This is a genomic window from Neobacillus solisequens (assembly GCF_051233465.1).
GTDB lineage: Bacteria > Bacillota > Bacilli > Bacillales > Cytobacillaceae > Neobacillus.
In genome coordinates this window covers 252167-270200 of the sequence record NZ_JBKFGJ010000011.1, presented here as the reverse complement: position 1 = coordinate 270200, position 18034 = coordinate 252167, and the positions used below count along the sequence as shown (strand labels likewise).

The following is an 18034-nucleotide window of genomic DNA, read 5'->3' as shown; positions in this document are numbered from 1 at the left end:
TATTATTGACATTGTTTATATTAACAATGATAATATAAACATAAATAATATTGAGGTGTGATATACAATGAATATCCAAGATGTTATTCTCGGCTTTTTATATGATGAACAAATGAGTGGTTATGATATTAAGCAAATGATGGAGAATTCAGTTTCTTACTTTTTCGATGCATCATTTGGAGCTATTTACCCTGCATTACGGAAGATGGAAAAAGAAGGGCTGGTGGAAAAAAGGGTCATCCAGCAGGAAGGGAAACCGAATAAGAATTTATATGGTATTACCGAAAGTGGGAAAGAGCAGTTTCAGCAATATTTAAACAGTCCGATTAACCCAACAGTGACAAGATCGGATATCCTCATCCGCATCTTTTTTGGCCGATTTTCAACAAAGGATAAAATCCGTGAATGGCTGCTTGAGGAGCGTGATAAGAATCAGGATATGTTCGATAATCTGACAAGAATTGCTGATGCATGTGGAGAAGATATGGAACATCATAAACGATTTACGTTGGAGTTTGGGATTCGCCAGTCACAGATGATTATCGGAATGATTGATGAGGAATTAAAAAAATTACAAATTAAAGGAGAGTAGGATGAATGAAGGGTACGGGTGGAATGAAGGTTGTCCTATTAATGTGTTTAGGGGTATTTGTTTGTATGCTTGATTCAACAATCATGAATATTACTTTGCCGGCTATCCAAGACGGTTTGCATACGTCGTTGGAAACGAGCTCGTGGATGCTCAATGTTTACACGATGACCATTGCCGTTTTAGCGATACCACTTGCCAGGTTTGCTGAGATGTATGGTCGACATAAATTTTTTATCGCAGGCTTAATTATTTTTGGATTCGGATCAGCTTTATGCGGCTTGGCAACAAGGGGAGAGTTCCTGATTGGGGCTAGATTTGTGCAAAGCCTGGGTGCGGCCATACTCATTCCCTGTTCGATGGTCATTGGTATTGCAGCCATGCCGATTGAAAAACGTGTCCTTCCTTTAACGCTATTAGGTGCGACACAAGGATTATCAACAGCATTAGGACCGACTGTTGGTGGGATTATCACGGAGAAACTTAGCTGGCATTGGGTTTTTTATGTAAATGTACCCATTTGTATAGCCGCGATTATTGTTTCATTTCTTATATTAACGATTAAAGGTGAAAGACGTGTGAAATCAACAATCGATTGGTTGGGTCTCCTTTTCTCAGTTTCTGCGATCTTTTCGCTAAACCTCGTCTTAATCAAAGGGAATACCTGGGGCTGGGACAGCAGCACAGCGATTATTTGTTATCTAGTAACAGTTGTTTCCATTCTCCTATTTATTTTTGTAGAAAAAAGAGCGAAGTCGCCAATGATTAACTTACATCTTTTTAAAGATCGGGTTTTTACAGGCTCGGTTGTTATTGTCACTACAGGTTTTATTTTTCTTATCGGAGTAATGGTTCTACTCCCACAGTTTTTAACAAACTTCCAACATAAAACAGAGCTCCAGGCCGCCCTTCTCGTTACTCCAGTTTCAGCATCCATCTTTGTCTTTTCCAACTTTGCCGGCTTGCTTACTAAAAAAATTGGGTATACCATTCCCGTGATTGCGGGGTTCAGTATTATGGGGATCTCCTATTATTTATTACAACATCTAAATTTGTACAGCACAGCAAAAGAAATTATCCTATTATGCAGTTTATTGGGGCTGGGTTTTAGCTTTGTAATCTCATCTGCAACAATTGCCAGCACCTCTTCTTTTGAGGGAGAAATGCTAACTGCCTCTCAGAGTGTCTTTTCCATGCTGAGGCAAGTGGGCGTTGTATTGGCTGTGGCCATTTTTGTGGCGGGATTAACGAATAAGATCAGTGACAAAAAGCTGGAAGTCATCCATTATGCTGAGAATAAACTAGAAAAATTAGATGTCTCGGAGACGACAAAAAATAACATTTTAGCCGAAACAAAGAAATCAATGAAGGACGAACAAAGCTCTAAGGAAGGTTCAGCCCTCTTGATTTCTCGGGAGGAGCGCCAACAATTGATTGATAAAAATGTTCAAATTACGTTGGCTTCTATCCCTGAAGGTCAAAGAAATTCGGTAAAAGAACAGATTACTAAGGCAGTGGAAATACGGGTTGATCAGGAGATTGCCAAAAACAGTAAGAGAGTTAAGGCATATTCTCATCAGGTAGAGGATTTTGCTAAAAAAAGGATATCTACAAGCTTTGCTGAACTTTATAAAACAAGTATACCGTTTGTGCTGTTTTGCGCTTTTACCGGCTTTATCTTTTGGGAGCGAAAAAGGAAACCGGAAGGACCTGTTATAAAAGCACAAGCAGTTGAATAAATTAGTCGTTAGGAGGGGGGGCACTGTGGAGTTGGTTAAGTCTGTCAATTTAGGGGTGCGGTTCCTGTTAGAGATTCTGGCATTGCTCAGTTATAGCTATTGGGGATTCCGTATTTTCGGTGTTCTGTTAGGTCTTGGAGCGCCTATGCTGGTGGCTGTGTTATGGGGCTTGTTTGGCTCGCCAAAGGCAAACTTTTCCTTGCAAGGATTTCCACGGCTCCTATTTGAAATCGTCATATTTGGGGGGGCTGCTGCGGCACTTTATTTTTCAGGAAAACAATCACTTGGAATTTTATATAGTGTAGTAGCTGCAGTGAATTTAGTATTATTGAAGATTTGGGAGCAATAAAGCTTCCCCAAAAGAGTGCTATGGAAGTACTTATAAAATAAACAGCCTGCCACCAAAAAAATGGGTGCAGGCTGATCATTTTTATCTAGCAGCAGCGCGACACTTTGCCACCCTTGGCATTGTATCGTGCCTCCTGAGCCTCACAAAAGAATTCCTTACGCGATTTAACCGGATCATTCGGATGATGAGTTTGCATATGTGTTACATAAGTTTCATAGCTGGGAACTCCAACAAGCAAACTAATAAATTGCTTTCGTAAGGTTTTCAGTTCCTTTAATTTATTAAGCATACTTCTTCAAATCCTTCTCACTGCGTGGTACATATGGAGATTCATGCAACGGCAGTTTATGGTTGGTTAATACTTTGAACCAGATTCGTAAAGCCGAGATTAAGACCACTACGACAACAAGCATGAATATGGTAGTCAATGTAGCATCCACATAATCATTCACCAAAACCTGCTTCATTTGAGCGGCTGATGTAGCAGGAGCGAGAACTTTCCCACTATCATGGGCTTCTTTGAAAATTTTCGCGTGTGCCAAGAAACCAATCTTCGGATTATCATGGAAAAGCTTTTGCCATCCAGCTGTTAAAGTCACAATCAATAGCCATGTTGTTGGAAGTAAGGTTACCCAAACATATGCTTTTTTTCCCATCTTAAACAGGACAGTTGTCCCTAATAGCAAGGCTATTCCGGCTAACATCTGGTTTGCGATCCCAAATAGCGGCCACAACGTATTGATTCCTCCAAGTGGGTCAATAACACCTTGGTACAGGAAGTATCCCCAGGACGATACACAGAGAGCGGTAGCAATGATATTAGGTACTAATGCTTCGGTTTTAGCGAAAGGCTTATAGAAATTGCCTATTAAATCTTGAATCATGAATCGGCCAACTCGGGTACCAGCATCAATCGTTGTTAAAATAAATAGGGCTTCAAACAGAATTGCAAAATGATACCAGAATGCCATTAACGCTTTTCCGCCAATTACTTTTGAGAAAATAGTCGCCATCCCAATAGCAAGTGTAGGTGCTCCACCTGTTCTTGATAATATGGTTGATTCCCCAACATGTTTAGCAATGGTGCTTAAATCATTTGGAGATACGGTGAAGCCCATGTTGGTCACAGCTTTTGCTGCAGAAACAACATCGGTACCGATTAAAGCGGGCGGACTGTTAATCGCAAAATAAACCCCAGGATGAAGTACACATGCTGCAATCATTGCCATAACCGCAACAAAAGATTCTGTCAGCATCGCTCCATAACCAATTGGACGGGCATGTGATTCCGTTTCAATCATTTTAGGTGTTGTACCGGAGGAAACAAGAGCATGGAATCCAGATACAGAACCGCAGGCGATGGTAATAAATAAGAATGGGAATAAATTCCCTGCAAATACAGGTCCCGTACCATCAATGAATTTTGTTACGGCTGCCATCTCAAGATTAGGAGCCACTATGACAATTCCTAAAGCAAGTGCCAGAATGGTACCAACCTTTAAGAAAGTACTTAGATAATCACGTGGGGCCAGCAGCAGCCATACTGGTAATACAGAAGCAATAAAACCATAAATAATCATCATAATGGCAATGGTTTCGCCTTTAAATGTAAACATGTTTGCTAAAGTTGGATTTTCTGCAACAGTTTGTCCAAAAAATAATGCAAAAATTAAAAGAATAATTCCAATAATAGATGCCTCACCAACACGTCCCGGCCGAATATAACGCATATAAATTCCCATGAAAATCGCAATTGGAATCGTGGCTGCGATTGTGAACATGCCCCATGGACTGCCCACAAGTGCCTTAACAACAACCAGTGCTAAAACAGCTAATAAAATAATCATAATACCTAAAATACCAATCATGGAGATAATCCCGGTTACTTTGCCCATCTCGTCTTTAATCATTTCACCAAGGGATTTTCCATTTCGGCGCATGGAACCAAATAGAATGATAAAGTCTTGTACAGCACCGGCTAATACAACTCCGACTACAATCCAAAGAGTACCCGGTAAATAACCCATTTGTGCCGCAAGGATGGGGCCTACTAGTGGACCTGCACCGGCTATAGCTGCAAAGTGGTGGCCAAACAGGACCCATTTGTTGGTTGGAACATAATCTTTTCCGTCATTATGTAATTCTGCAGGTGTCTTTCGAGTGTCATCGAGCTGAAAAACTTTTTGTGCGATAAACTTGCTGTAAAAGCGGTAGGCAATGGCGTAAATACAGACGGCGGCCGTTAACAGCCAAATCGCATTGATGCTTTCTCCTCTGTTTAAAGCCATCATGGCAAAGCCTACAGCACCCAGAGCCGCAATTACGCCCCAGAGTATAATTGATTTAAACGCTTTCAAGATTTTTCCCACCTTTCCAAATATTATGACATTATTATAATATATTATTTTTTCAATTGAAAGACTTTTATGACAATTTCCGATAGTACGTACTACTTATATAAAGTAACAAACGTACATTGCTTCCTACCTAACTAATGAATTAAACTATAAAGACGAAAAAAATTGTATTGTGGTGAGGTATATGAAAAATCAAGCAGAACAAACCTATGAAATTATGGAGGTTTGCCTGCTGGCTGGAAAAATAATGCTGCAAAGCGGGGGAGAGACGTATCGGGTCGAGGATACTATGATGCGGATGGCTGCGTCGTTTGGAATTGAACGATCACATAGTTATGTCACCCCGACCGGAATTATTTTTTCGGCAGACGGGACGGAACCAACTAAAACTAAATTAATTAGAATCTCAGAGCGGTCAACCGATTTAGAAAAGGTGGCGCTTGTTAACAGTATTTCTCGAAGAATCAGCGAAGGTCAGATGACTCCCGAAGAGGCTATGGAGCAATTGAAAGAACTTGATGGATTAGATCTGAGCTTTCCATTTAAAGTGCAAATAGCGGCTGCATCATTGGCAAGTGGCTGTTTCATGATCATGTTTAATGGCGGCTGGAATGATTTTATTCCAGCGATGATTTCAGGTGGGATCGGGTATCTTAGCTTTGTGAGATTTCATCGTTTTGTGCCAATCAAGTTTTTCTCAGAATTTTTAGCCTCGTTTATTATTGGGCTCATTTCGTTTATTTTTATTAAAATCGGATTCGGACACCAGTTGGATAAAATTATTATTGGATCGGTTATGACCCTGGTACCGGGGCTTTTAGTGACTAATGCCATCAGGGATTTAATGGCGGGACACTTAATTGCCGGGCTTTCCAAGGGGGCGGAGGCTTTTCTAACTGCTTTCGCAATCGGAGCCGGAATTGCCTTTGTTGTATCATTTTTATAGGAGGAAGATCAGGTGGAGATTGTCGGACAGATGGTAACCAGCTTTATTGCAACAGGTGCCTTTGGCATCCTTTTTAATGCCCCCAAAAAAACATTAATCAAATGTGGATTAATTGGAATGGGGGGATGGGTTCTCTATTATATTCTTGAAGACTTTACGAATAATGCCGTTCTGGCGACCTTGGCAGCGACGATATTTATTGCAGTGCTAAGCCAACAGCTAGCCAAGTTTTATAAAACACCGGTCATCATTTTTAGTGTAGCGGGAATTATACCTTTGGTTCCAGGTGGCATGGCATATGATGCTATGAGGAACTTTGTGGAAAATGATTATAACGCGGCTATTGCATTAGCTGCAAAAGTGTTAATGTTGGCTGGGGTAATTGCCTTTGGGTTAGTTTTTTCTGAAGTGATTAATCAAGTCACAAAAAAACTTAGTACCAGACCTAATAAAGTGTAGAAATCCTAAAAACCTTTTGGCGATGCCAAAGGGTTTTTTTATCTTATGGAAAACATAAAAAAATAAAATATGATAGAATTGGAAAGATTTTGGCTAAATACAGTCATTTCTTATAAGGTAATATAGTAATATATTACTATGATTACTTTTTAAAGGATAGGAAGGCATAAATGAAAAAATTTATTATTGGATTTTTGATTATGGCAGTTTTGATCCTCTTACCGGGATCCATCCTGGATGATACTTTAATAGAATCTAAAGTTCAACAGATTAAAGAGGCAATACCTTTAATCAATCGTGAAGTGGCCCTTGAGCCAAAAGAGGCCCCCACCCTGCCTGATCAAATTATTTTGGACGTTCCATTGTTCAATCAAATGGATCAGCCTATGCTATACAATGGCTGTGAGGTGACAAGCCTGGCCATGCTCCTCAATTATAGTGGAGTGAATGTTACTAAAAATGAATTAGCTAATAACATTAAGACTGTTCCGTTTAACTACGGTAATGGTAAAAAGGGAAATCCCAATGAAGGATTTGTAGGTAACATGGCGACAGGTCCGGGATTGGGAGTTTATAATGGCCCGATTTTTGAACTGGCACAAAAATATGTTGGTGGGCGAGCAGTAAATCTAACGAATCAATCCTTTGATGAGGTACTAAAAATGGTGGGTCAGGGTTATCCTGTTTGGATTATCACCACGTCAAACTTCGCTCCGGTTTCTGTACTTCAAACATGGGACACTCCACAAGGTAAGATTGAGATAACCTTTAATGAGCATAGTGTCGTGATTACTGGCTATGATCAAAATTATATTTATATCAATGACCCCTATGGTACAAAAAATATGAAACTAAACAGAGGGACCTTTATTAAGGCTTGGGAACAAATGGGGAAGCAGGCAATTACGATAAAATAAACATAAGTCCAAGTGCAGTACTTGGGCTTTTTTGTTTTTTTAGTATGAATGCTCTTTACCAATTTTTTTTAATCTATTATATTAAAAGCAATGGAATTTCAAGAAAAAGGGAATAGGAATGTGAAGTTTTACAAATGCATGTTATAAGGGGAAGGGGTGGCATTATAACATGAAAGTAAGCAAGGGTATGATTCTCAAAGATGATATTTATTCCAAATCAGGTATATTACTGTTAAAAAAAGGAACGAAGTTGACAGCACATTATGCTGAATGGTTGGACAAGCATCAATCTCAAATTATCTACCGTTCTGAGCTTGAACAATTACAGTCAAAACAAAACTGGACATTGAATGAAACGATTTACAAAAATGTTTTTTCATCCATTCAGGATTTACAGCGAAATATTGGTAAAAAAAACACCCTTGAGGATCATGAAATTCATGAAATGATGACTGAATTTGATGCCCTTTATCAAGACTTTGTAGAGAAAGACATTGAAATCCTGGATATCATGGCAAACTTTTCACAGGATGAATACTTGTTTAAACACTCCATCAATGTCGGATTAGTTGCCAGTAAAATTGGAAGTATTCTCAACCTGCCAGAAACCGATCAACAAATGTTAGCCAGAATGGGACTATTTCATGATGTTGGTAAATTTAAAATTGATCCTTTCATTCTTAACAAACCCTCTAGACTAACAGATGAAGAGTTTGAATTAATAAAACAACATCCTACACTGGGTTATGACCTGCTTGTTTCGACTTCGTTAAGCCTAGATATTTTAGAAGGAGTTTTAAAGCATCACGAGCGTCTCGATGGCTCTGGGTACCCTAATCGATTCACAGGAGAACAACTTCCTTTATTTGTCCGGATTCTCTCTGTTGCCGATACATTTGATGCCATTTGTTCAGTACGTGTCTATAAGCAGCCGCGAACTATTTTTTTCGCAATTGAAGAATTAATAAAAGATGTCAATGCAAAGCGGCTAGATGAGAGTATTGTTTTACCATTTACGTATTACTTAATGTCTTTATCCAAAGGAATGCAAATTTCCTTGCGAAATGGGAAAATGGCTGAAATTATGGAGGTTGAACCTAATTATCCCAATCAGCCCATTTTAAGAATAGAAGGGTTTCAGCCGTTAAACCTGATCAAGGAGAACCTGACACTTCTTCAGGTTGCAAACCTTTAGGTGTAGAATTGGCGAAGGCAGAGGAATCATTGATCCCTCTGCCTTCTTTGCTTTCATTTAGAAACATATGATGTAACTTGATCGCTGCAAGTTAATGAACTATATCTTCATGTAAAAACTAAACAATGTTATTAAACAATCGTGCCGCGGTACATTTTTCCACCAGCAGGTTTTTAAACCTAAACGACGTAAGCCCTACCTCTCTTACATCCTTACGGCTCCGAGGCCGTTCCAGTGTGAATAAGTCTTTCCGAAAAACAATAGTGGAAAGCCAGTAATAATTCTTACATTGTGGTTTCTTCAATAAACTCAAGTTACAAATAATTGTAAGCACAAAATATAATATTACTCTTATAATGATGGATTGTCAATATCCATTTACATACTTGCATCCCTTTTTTTTACAAACAGCCAATAGGTGATCGCGATGACGGCCACCAGCCCAAGGCTAATGATCACACCCATTCTTTGAGTAGCATGCATAAATCCGCCAGCCACTGTTATAAGAATGAACAAAATACCGAGATAGGAGGTGTAAGGAGACCCAAACATTTTAAAAGTACCGGCTTTCATTTGCTTTCGCAACTTTACTTGTGTTGACAGGATTATGATCCAGTTTAAAATGAGCATGACCCCTGCAGCTGTCGTTATATACTCATATAATTTTCCAGGCAAAATAAATGACATGATAAGCGAAATGGCCAAAGCGGCCCCTGTTAAAAACAATGCTTTGAACGGCGTTCCTCTTTTGCTTTTATGGGCAAAGGTTTTTGGAGCATCCTGGTCCTTTGCCAAGGAAATCAGGATATTCGTAACGGAAAACAACGCTCCGACCATCGTCGAAAAGGCGGCACTAATAATGATGACGTTAAAAATTGAACCGATAAAGGGAATATTGAAATTCGCTAAGGATGTCACAAAGGGGCTTTCGGATTCATTGATTTTAGTCCAGGAAACGAAATATAGGATAAAGAAAATCGAAAGAATATAGACTCCTACCAAAGAAATCATCATGGCCGTGCCTGCTTTTGGTACTTCATGTTTATTTTTCAATTCTGAGGAGGCAACACCCATTACTTCAATACCTCCAAACGAGAAAAACACAAATATTAACGCAGACCACATGCCGCTGAAGCCTTTTGGAAAAAGCGGATTCACCACGTTTGAAACGTTTAATGGCTCTGGTTGTGGAGCAATCATATGAAATAAAATCAGTAAGCCAAAAAAGATAAAAATAACTAATGTAGAAAGCTTGATTATCCCAAACAGCGATTCAATTTTTCCAAAGTTACTCACACCTAACAAATTGATGGCAAAGGCAGCTACAACATAACCTACTGTAAACATCCATAATGGAACATGCGGAAGCCAATATTGTGTAAACGTGCCTAAAGCGACGGCCTCACTCGACATAATAAAAATTCCCGCAAGCCAGTAGATCCATCCAGAAAGGAAACCCATTGATCTCCCGTAAGCTTTTTTGGCGTAGGTACGAAATGATCCGGGCTGAGGGTCAGCTACTGTCATTTCAGCAATAGCACTAAAGACAAAATAGGCAGTGATTCCAGCAATCATATAGTTGATTAAGATTGCAGGTCCGGCCGTTTTGATGGATAATCCTGTTCCTAGAAAAAAGCCGGCGCCAATAACTGAACCAATACCAATTAAAGACAGCTGCCACCAAGCGAGATCGCCTTTTTCTCCTTTTTCCTCATTATCAGATTCCTTATGGCTTACCGTTTGCTTAAAGGTAAGATCTTGTTCCATTTAAGTATCTCCTTTCAAAACCCTATTTCCATTACTATTCCCACAAAATTTGGATTGATTTAAAGGAAAATTTGCCTCTGTAATAAACTGTCTTGGAAGAGTTGGAATGGAAGGATCTCTATCAACCAATAAATCGAGAGAACAAAATGGTAAATTTAAAAGAGATAAGGAAAAGGTTAATACTCTAAAAAATGAAGGATAATATCTAGGAGAAGATTTCTTGAGGTATTTCTTTTTTAAAAAATTAGGTTGTGTTAAAGAACAGTGTTGATTTTTTATACTCTGTTGATTGGAGCGGAAGGTGCGAAGACTCCTGTGGGAGTACGGTTCTGGAGAGACCCCGCAGGCGCAAGCGCCGAGGAGGCTCGCCGAAACGCCCGCGGAAAGCGAAGCACCTGAAGCGGAAATCAACAGACAATTTTAACAGTGCCAAAAATTAAGTAATTTTACCGAAATAATATTTAGTTTACCGAAATTCTTTTATTTTCTTTTAAAACAGTGGGATTATTTTCAAATAGATTAATTTCTCGAAAAATATTGATTTTTCACAAAAAAGATTATATTATTTCAATATGAAATTATTTATTATCTTTCTTTTCCGAAAATTTGATTATTATGCCAGGAGGTTCCTATATGGATTTATTTAGAAAAAAGTCAATTCAATCTCTTATTCAAGAGGTTGGAAAAAAAGACGTAACGTTAAAAAAGGATTTGGGAGCTTTTGATCTCTCCATGCTCGGGATCGGAGCTATTATAGGTACAGGAATTTTCGTCCTTACCGGAGTTGCTGCTGCAGAACATGCTGGACCGGCGCTTATACTTTCATTTGTATTATCTGGCCTAGCCTGTGTATTCGCAGCACTATGTTATGCAGAATTTGCTTCAACTGTACCGGTCTCGGGGAGCGCATATACTTACAGTTATGCAACTTTCGGTGAATTAATTGCCTGGATTTTAGGATGGGATTTAATCCTTGAATATGGCTTTGCCAGTTCCGCTGTTGCCAGCGGATGGTCTGGATATGCACAAGGGCTACTTGCCGGATTTGGCATTCACCTGCCAAAAGCGATTACTAGTGCCTATGATCCTGCCAACGGAACTTATATTGATGTGCCAGCTGTCCTAATTGTCTTATTGATCACATTCCTTTTAACACAAGGCGTAAAAAAGTCAGCACGCTTCAACAGTATTATGGTTATCATTAAATTAGCGGTTGTAGTTTTGTTTATTGGGGTAGGTGTTTGGTATGTAAAACCAGCTAACTGGACACCATTCATGCCATTCGGTTTCTCCGGAGTTGCCACTGGAGCAGCTACCGTATTCTTTGCTTACATTGGCTTCGATGCAGTATCAACTGCAGCAGAGGAAGTAAAAAATCCGCAGCGCAACATGCCAATCGGGATTATTGCATCCTTACTTGTTTGTACAGTTTTATACATTGCAGTTTCCGCGATTTTAACAGGTATTGTACCTTATCAACATCTTGGAGTTAAAAACCCGGTTGCTTTCGCTCTTAACTACATCCATCAGGATTGGGTGGCAGGCTTTATTTCAATCGGGGCTATTGTTGGAATCACAACAGTATTATTGGTAATGATCTATGGACAAACGCGTTTATTCTATGCAATCAGCCGTGATGGCTTACTGCCAAAAGTATTTTCAAAAGTAGACAAGAAAAAGCAAACTCCACTGGTTAATACTTGGATCACAGCGTTAATTGTGTCAATCTTTTCTGGATTAATTCCGCTAGGAAAACTTGCGGAACTAACCAACATTGGAACCCTATTCGCCTTTATGACGGTATCAGTTGGTATTCTATACCTTCGGAAAAATGATCAAGCACCGAAGACCGGTTTCAAAGTTCCGTTCGTACCATATGTTCCAATACTTGCCTTCGTATTCTGCGGCTACCTGGCATTGCAATTACCGAAAGCAACTTGGATCGCCTTCGGAGTATGGCTTGTTATTGGATTGTTTATCTACTTCGGCTATGGCCGCAAGCACTCTACATTAAACGAAACGAAGGTACAAATGAAAAAAGTTGGATAGCAATGATTGGAAGGGAATCCCTAGATATTGGGGATTCTTTTTCTTTTTTATGGGGATTTTGTGATTCAGTCATTTACTTCTGTACTATTATCCAGTTATTAAAAAGTCGAAATATGTCGTATTATAGATTTTATTGTAAAAAATTCTCAATAAAGATGTTAGAATATAAGGAGAAATGATAATATAACTTTGCAAAGAATTGGAATTAAGGAGCATTTTTGATGAATGACTATAGCAACAGTCCCAAATTGGTTTTTGAAGAGAAGAAAGCCATTAAGTTTTTTATGTTCTTGTTTTACGTTATCTTTATTTTTTTTGACATAATCAGTTATTTTGTAATTCCGCATTTTTTACCAACATACCCTGTTGGGAAAATCAATGAGGGATTAGGATATTGGTTTTATATTTTAAACTTAGCTATTATACCAGTGGGGATCTTCTTTATTAAAAGGGATAATCCATATATTGTTAAATATATCATTCTTGTAGGTTATATCTTTTTGGATGTTACAGATAGTTTAATCCGGTATATGGGGACTAAAAATGAATATGCTGCAGGAAACATTGCAGAACTATTGTTTGTGATCTTCTCCCCCATCTTTTTAAATAAAAAATATTATTGGAGTGTCACACTAGGGTTGACAGGGAAATATTTTGTTTTGGCTGCAATTCTATTAACAACAAAAGCTATATTGCCTGCTTTTTCAATTGCCATTTTCTCAGGGATTACTTATATACTGTTAAATAGATTCGAATCATACTTGAAGTCCTTAACTGCAATTAACAATGAACTATACAAAAAAGAAAAGTTAGCGATCATTGGACAAATGGCAACAGCAATCGGTCATGAAATACGAAATCCTATTGCTTCGCTACGAGGTTTTATTCAATTACAAAAAGAACGCTATCCTGACACCAATGACCATTATCGAATCATGATTCAAGAAGTGGATCGTATAAATTCAATTGTCAATGATTTAATGTTTATTGGAAAGCCAAAGGTACCCCAGTTTGAGAAGGCTGATGTACAAGAAATAATTGATTATACTTTAAATGTGATGCATCAACAGGCGGAATGGAATAACGTAGACATTGAGTTAAAAGTAGAGGAGCAATTGCCGGAAATTGAATGCGATAAAAACCAGTTAAAACAGGTTTTTATTAATTTAATCAAAAATGCAATTGAGGCAATGCCGGATGGGGGCAATATTCATATATCAGTAATTCAATTAAATGATTCACAGATCTCTATTAAAATTGAAGATGAAGGCTGTGGGATTTCTCAAGAGGCAATTTCAAGCTTAGGAACTCCATTTTATTCGACCAAAAGGGACGGGACAGGCTTAGGGTTAATGGTGTCAAATCAGATTATTGAGGATCATAGTGGGGAGATGAAGATAGATAGTCAACAAGGAAAAGGGACAAACCTAATCATAAAATTGCCGATTAACAAAAATAAGTAAAGATCAATATAGAATACTTCGGCTAGAAGCATTCCCCTTTTTTTAAAACACATATAATACCTTTTTCCTAAGTTAATAGGTATTAAAATACGAATATTAATCAATTTTTTTGTAAAAAATATAGGGATAAATGGTAGAATGAGGGGGAATATGTCAGGTTTAAATCTTGTTAAGGGGTTTCTTAAATGAAAGATGGCAGCAATAATCCTAAATTGATTTTTGAAGAGAAAAAGGCTGTAAAACTATATTTATGGTTGTTTTACACATTTTTTATTGCATATGAGATATTATGGTATTTTATTTTACCAAATTTTACATCCTATCATAAAAAAGATTTTCCAGGCGCTGGTCTAGGATATTGGTACTATATACTTATCCTTTCTCTATTACCTATATCTTTATATTTTTTAAAAAAAGGGAATCCTTACATAGTGAAGTACATTCTGTTTATAGGTTTTTCTTTGATTGATGTTTTAAATAGTCTACTAAATTACATGGGAACTCCACAAAACTTTACTTCTGGAAATATAGTAGAACTATTATTTGTTTTCTTTACTCCTGTATTTATAAATAAAAGATTTTTCTGGACAGTTACCTTAGGTTCTATTGGAAAATATGCAATCATTGGAATAGTTTTACATCAATCGGATGTCTTATCACCAGTAGGTATATTTGTGGTTCTTGCAATAATTGCATCTATCTTATTAATTAGATTTAATTCATATATTCATACTCTGACTGATGTTTACGAGGAATTAAAACAAAAAGAAAAATTAGCGGTTATTGGACAAATGAATACTGCCATTGGTCATGAAATCCGGAATCCAATCTCCTCGCTTAGAGGATTTATTCAATTACAAAAAGAGAGTTATCCTAATAGCAATGATTACTATTCCATAATGATACAAGAAGTTGACCGGATTAATTTAATCCTCAATGATTTAATGTTTATTGGGAAACCACGGGCATTAAAAATAGAAAATGCCAATATTGATGAAATCATTTCCTATACAATTTCCATCACTAAGCAACAGGCTAAAATACATGGAATAACCATAGATAAAAATGTTCCGGAGACAATTCTAACTATTGCATGTGATGTAAATCAAATGAAACAAGTATTTATCAACCTTATAAAAAATGCAATAGAATCAATGTCCCATAGCGGTATCATAAAAATAATGTCAAAGAAAATGGATGATACCAAAATCATGGTTACGATTGAAGATGAAGGATGTGGAATAAGTTCCGACACATTATCGATTCTAGGTACACCATTTTATTCAACAAAAAAGGATGGGACAGGATTAGGTTTGATGATAACTAATCAAATTATTAAAGATCATAATGGAACACTTAAATTCGATAGTACTATCGGAAAAGGGACAAAAGTAGAGATTATGTTGCCGATTTATCAGTAATGACATATAAAACTATCAAATTTAATCGAAAAATGTAAAGAAAAATATTTCTTAAATCAACCTTGTTTTATCTATTTCTATTTTTATAAATGATTTATAATGTAATTATGTGGCGAAAATTGACTTTCTATAGACAAATTTCCACTTTAACCAGTGTGGGGTAAAAGACATGCAGAAACTATTAAATGATCAAAATCTATTATCGGTAGAACAACGAACAATAAAATGGTTTTTAGCTTCGTTTTATATTATTTCGTTATCTTTTGATTTATTTTCAGATTTTATTGCACCGAAATTTAAAACAGGTCTGGATAGTTCCTACCCTAATGTATTAGGATATTGGATCTATTTGTTTATGTTTGCTTTGATACCAGTTGCCGTTTATTTATATAAAAAAAAGCAACATGGTAAGATTAAATACATATATTTTATTGCCTATACTTTATTAATCCTAATAAATGACTGTATTTCCTATATGGGACATCCTGATTCATATAGAAGCGGGAATATAGTTGAAATGTTTTGGGTTTTGTTTTCTCCTATTTTTGTTAGTACTAAATACTATATTACTGTTATGTTGGGAATAGTTTTAAAATATATACTAGTTGGTTTAATTATCCAGACACCAAATGTACTTTTTGCTTTATTATTGATTACAATTGTATCAACTATTTCATATTTTATTTTAAATCGTTTTCAATCTTATGTTAAAGCTGTACAAACAACATATGAACAACAACTTATAGGCATAGTTAAGGGAGTAATAGCTACTTTAGAACTTAAAGATCCGTATACTAGAGGTCATAGTGAAAGAGTTGCAAATTATGCCTTAGTCCTTGCAACTGAAATTGGCAAATTTAATGCTGATGAGTTAAGAGCTTTTAATTATGCTTGTTTACTTCATGATATAGGGAAGATTAATATTCCAGATCAAATATTAATGAAGCCTTCAAGTTTGACGAAGGAAGAGTATGAAACTATTAAAATGCATACTGTTGTTGGAGCTGAAGCAGTTTCTAAAATTGCTGGATTAAATACAAGTATAGAAGTAATTCGATCGCATCATGAGAGATGGGATGGAAGAGGATATCCGGACGAGTTAAGTGGAGAAGATATTCCATTCCTTGCTAGGATTGCTGCAGTTGCAGATGCTTTTGACGCAATGACTTCTTCAAGATCATATAGATCTGCATTATCAGTAGATGAGGCATATAATCGGATTATACAAAGCAAAGGGACACAATTTGATCCATATTTGGTTGATGTGTTTACTAAAGTCTATCCTACTTGGGTAAAAATCCATAAAGAGGGTAACCAACAACAAGATAAAATTATCTTAGACTTTGAGAATTATATTTAAACAAGGAGGTGTGATATCAATGAAAATCAAGAAACTAAATAAAATAAAATTGACTGGATGTTGGTGGTGTCTTTTTTGGGGAAATTAATACATAAATGGGATACTTAACTGTATCCCATTTTTATTTTATTAAAAAGGGTGCTTTTATGAGTCTAAATTCCGCATCTTATTTAACACTTGAACCACATGAAATTCGTCCCGATAGGAAAAATTATATAGTAGAAGATAAAGTTTCTGGGGAATTCTATGAAATGCCTAAAGTATGTATAGATGCTATTAATTTAATCAATCTTGGGAAATCTCTTAATGAAGTTGAACGACAGTTAAAAAATAATTACCCTAATGAAGAAATTGACATACTTGAATTTGCAGTACAGCTTTTAGAATTCGGAATGATTAAGGAGATTGATGGAGTAAAAGTAATAAAAAGTAATATCAATGAAGATTCGAAGGGCTTTGGATGGGTTCCAATCTATTTAGGAAAATTCTTTTTTAATAAACTGTCATACATAGTTTATTTTGCATTACTAATAATGAATATTATTATTTTTCTTTCCCATCCATCTTTGATCCCTAATTATAAAGATATTTTTGTTTTTGATGTCATGGTTTTTAATATACTTTTATGGCAAGGTGTAACTTTTATTCTAGTTTTGTTTCATGAATTCGGGCATATTTTGGCCGTTAGAGCTCAAAATCAATTAACGAAATTAGGCATTGGTCATCGTCTTTTTTTTATTGTATTTGAAACGGATTTGTCATCTAGTTGGAAGGTTTCACCCAATGGGCGTAACGCTTTATTTTTATCAGGACTTTCTTTTGACATGATAACCCTTTTTTTCTCTTTAATAAGTAAATTGTTTTTCTTTCATGGATCAATCATTCTTCAGGGGATTTTTAACGTCATCATCTTAGATATTGTTATCCGCATCATCTACCAATGCTGCATATACATGAAAACAGACTTGTATTACGTTTTTGAAAATGTAACTGGTTGTTATAATTTAATGGAAAATGCGCAAATGATGCTTAGAAAGCGAATGCCGTTTCAAAAGCATATTGAATCTGATGAAGTTGTTTTTGTAGGAGAAAAACGGACGATTGCCATCTATGCCATTTTTTATGTGATTGGGATTATTTTAACTTTTTTATTATTATTCTATTTCTATATTCCACAATTATGGTATGCGATCAATACATTTCTCCCTGGGTTTTCCAAAGGGCCGAATTCCCTTCCGTTCTGGGATGCAACTGTATTTACGCTTCAATTAGTTATGGGTCTATTTCTGCTGGGATACTCATGGAAGAAGAAATACTTCCAAAAGTAATTGTGACAAAACTATGTCGAAAAGTCAATTTTTAAGGGTTTTTTCCCCCGAGGATGAGGGAGTTCCCCTATATAGATAACACTTCTGTTTTTCTT

15 protein-coding genes are annotated in these 18034 nt (G+C 36.6%); 12 read left to right on the top strand and 3 right to left on the bottom strand.

Annotated features, from left to right (window positions below; translation table 11 throughout):
• Positions 1–67 precede the first annotated feature (67 nt).
• Genes ACI3K6_RS12760 through ACI3K6_RS12750 form a run of 3 tightly spaced genes read left to right on the top strand, consistent with a single transcriptional unit; the run spans position 68 to position 2677 of the window.
• Positions 68–592 (top strand): PadR family transcriptional regulator, encoded by a 525-nt coding sequence (locus ACI3K6_RS12760; protein ID WP_435555126.1) that lies wholly within the window; start codon positions 68–70, stop codon positions 590–592.
• Between the two features lie 5 nt (positions 593–597).
• Positions 598–2328: an MFS transporter gene (locus tag ACI3K6_RS12755; RefSeq protein WP_435555125.1), complete on the top strand. Its 1731-nt coding sequence runs from the start codon at positions 598–600 to the stop codon at positions 2326–2328.
• 25 nt (positions 2329–2353) lie between these two features.
• The gene (locus ACI3K6_RS12750) at positions 2354–2677 is read left to right on the top strand and encodes a YrdB family protein (protein ID WP_435555124.1); all 324 of its coding nucleotides are present in this window, start codon (positions 2354–2356) and stop codon (positions 2675–2677) included.
• A gap of 85 nt (positions 2678–2762) precedes the next feature.
• On the opposite strand, the gene ACI3K6_RS12745 is transcribed toward ACI3K6_RS12750, so the two are convergent.
• Together ACI3K6_RS12745 and ACI3K6_RS12740 are read right to left on the bottom strand one after the other, a co-directional pair.
• Complete coding sequence (locus ACI3K6_RS12745) at positions 2763–2966, bottom strand: YbdD/YjiX family protein (RefSeq protein WP_435555123.1); 204 nt, start codon at positions 2964–2966, stop codon at positions 2763–2765.
• Positions 2959–5034, bottom strand: a complete 2076-nt coding sequence (locus ACI3K6_RS12740; protein ID WP_435555122.1) for a carbon starvation CstA family protein — start codon at positions 5032–5034, stop codon at positions 2959–2961. Before ACI3K6_RS12740 ends, ACI3K6_RS12745 begins: the two co-directional genes overlap by 8 nt.
• 184 nt (positions 5035–5218) lie before the next feature.
• Here ACI3K6_RS12740 and ACI3K6_RS12735 point away from each other — a divergent pair, with 184 nt between their 5' ends.
• The 4 genes from ACI3K6_RS12735 to ACI3K6_RS12720 all read left to right on the top strand — a co-directional run bounded on the left by ACI3K6_RS12735 (position 5219) and on the right by ACI3K6_RS12720 (position 8551).
• Positions 5219–5980: a threonine/serine exporter family protein gene (locus tag ACI3K6_RS12735; protein WP_435555121.1), complete on the top strand. Its 762-nt coding sequence runs from the start codon at positions 5219–5221 to the stop codon at positions 5978–5980.
• A 30-nt stretch (positions 5981–6010) separates the two neighbouring features.
• On the top strand, positions 6011–6439 hold the full coding sequence (locus tag ACI3K6_RS12730; protein ID WP_435555245.1) for a threonine/serine exporter family protein: 429 nt from the start codon (positions 6011–6013) through the stop codon (positions 6437–6439).
• Between the two features lie 170 nt (positions 6440–6609).
• Positions 6610–7356, top strand: coding sequence for a C39 family peptidase (locus ACI3K6_RS12725; protein ID WP_435555120.1), 747 nt, complete (start codon positions 6610–6612; stop codon positions 7354–7356).
• Between the two features lie 169 nt (positions 7357–7525).
• On the top strand, positions 7526–8551 hold the full coding sequence (locus ACI3K6_RS12720) for an HD-GYP domain-containing protein (RefSeq protein WP_435555119.1): 1026 nt from the start codon (positions 7526–7528) through the stop codon (positions 8549–8551).
• A 378-nt stretch (positions 8552–8929) separates the two neighbouring features.
• Here the strand turns inward: ACI3K6_RS12720 and ACI3K6_RS12715 are convergent, their stop codons facing one another.
• Positions 8930–10318: an amino acid permease gene (locus ACI3K6_RS12715; protein WP_435555118.1), complete on the bottom strand. Its 1389-nt coding sequence runs from the start codon at positions 10316–10318 to the stop codon at positions 8930–8932.
• A gap of 633 nt (positions 10319–10951) precedes the next feature.
• On the opposite strand from ACI3K6_RS12715, the gene ACI3K6_RS12710 reads away from it, so the two are divergent.
• From ACI3K6_RS12710 to ACI3K6_RS12690, 5 genes are all read left to right on the top strand, one after another.
• Positions 10952–12367 carry an amino acid permease gene (locus ACI3K6_RS12710; protein ID WP_435555117.1) on the top strand — a complete coding sequence of 472 codons (1416 nt, stop codon included), beginning with the start codon at positions 10952–10954 and terminating at the stop codon, positions 12365–12367.
• Positions 12368–12588: 221 nt separating this feature from the next.
• Complete coding sequence (locus ACI3K6_RS12705) at positions 12589–13830, top strand: ATP-binding protein (RefSeq protein WP_435555116.1); 1242 nt, start codon at positions 12589–12591, stop codon at positions 13828–13830.
• A 185-nt stretch (positions 13831–14015) separates the two neighbouring features.
• Positions 14016–15251, top strand: coding sequence for an ATP-binding protein (locus tag ACI3K6_RS12700; protein ID WP_435555115.1), 1236 nt, complete (start codon positions 14016–14018; stop codon positions 15249–15251).
• 169 nt (positions 15252–15420) lie between these two features.
• Positions 15421–16611, top strand: a complete 1191-nt coding sequence (locus ACI3K6_RS12695) for an HD-GYP domain-containing protein (RefSeq protein ID WP_435555114.1) — start codon at positions 15421–15423, stop codon at positions 16609–16611.
• Positions 16612–16757: 146 nt separating this feature from the next.
• Complete coding sequence (locus ACI3K6_RS12690; RefSeq protein WP_435555113.1) at positions 16758–17939, top strand: hypothetical protein; 1182 nt, start codon at positions 16758–16760, stop codon at positions 17937–17939.
• Positions 17940–18034: the final 95 nt, after the last annotated feature.